General features: G+C 75.6%; 1 protein-coding gene. It reads left to right on the top strand.

Features of this window, described 5'->3' with window-relative positions; all coding sequences use genetic code 11:
- Positions 1-252: 252 nt before the first annotated feature.
- On the top strand, positions 253-804 hold a 552-nt coding region (locus tag DW151_RS10445; RefSeq protein WP_147351788.1), incomplete at its 3' end, for a response regulator transcription factor.

Here is an 804-nt window from a genome sequence, read left to right as displayed (position 1 = left end):
CCGAGGCGCCGACGACGGCCGCGGCCAGCGCGAGCGACGCCGCGACGCGGGCGGCCCGATGCCCGCGCGCCGCCGCCCCTCCCTTCCGAATCGTGTGCTCCATGTGCCGTGCCTTCCTTTCCTCTCGGCCTCGGTTGACGGCGGCCACTATGGGCGGGCAAGCTGAGACGAACCTTTGAGGGGCGTCTCAGCCCCGTCTCAGCGAGCCCGCGTAGCATCGCGGGCGCACGGTTCCAAGCGGAAGGGGGAGGCATGAGGGTTCTCGTGGTCGAGGACGCGTGGCGGCTCGCCGAGGCGGTCGCCGAGATACTCAGGGGCGAGGGTTGGTCGGCCGACGTGGCCACGGACGGCGGGCGCGGCGCTGAGCTCGCCGCCGCGGGCGCCTACGACTGCGTGCTGCTCGACGTCATGCTGCCCGTCATGGGCGGCCTTGACGTGCTGCGCGGCATGCGGGAGGCCGGCGACGCGACCCCGGTGATTCTCGTCACCGCCCGCGACGCGGTGCCCGACCGGGTGGCTGGGCTCGACGCCGGAGCCGACGACTACCTCGTGAAGCCCTTCCACGCCGAGGAGCTGCTCGCCCGCGTCCGGGCCGTCTGCCGCCGGCCCCGGGCCATCGAGGAGGCGGGGCCGCTGCGCGCCCTCGGCCTCGAGCTCGACGAGGGTTCGCTCGAGCTGCGCGCGGCGGGGGGCGCCGCCGTCGCGCTCAGGGCGCGCGAGTGCCAGCTGCTCGCCGAGCTCATGGCGAGGCCCGGGCGCGTCGTCGCCAAGCGCGACCTCATCGACCGCGTCTGGGGGCCGGGG

The organism is Collinsella sp. AM13-34, from assembly GCF_003473055.1.
GTDB lineage: Bacteria > Actinomycetota > Coriobacteriia > Coriobacteriales > Coriobacteriaceae > Collinsella.
The sequence above is the reverse complement of the archived record's forward strand: the minus strand, read 5'-3'. Positions and strand labels throughout refer to the sequence as shown.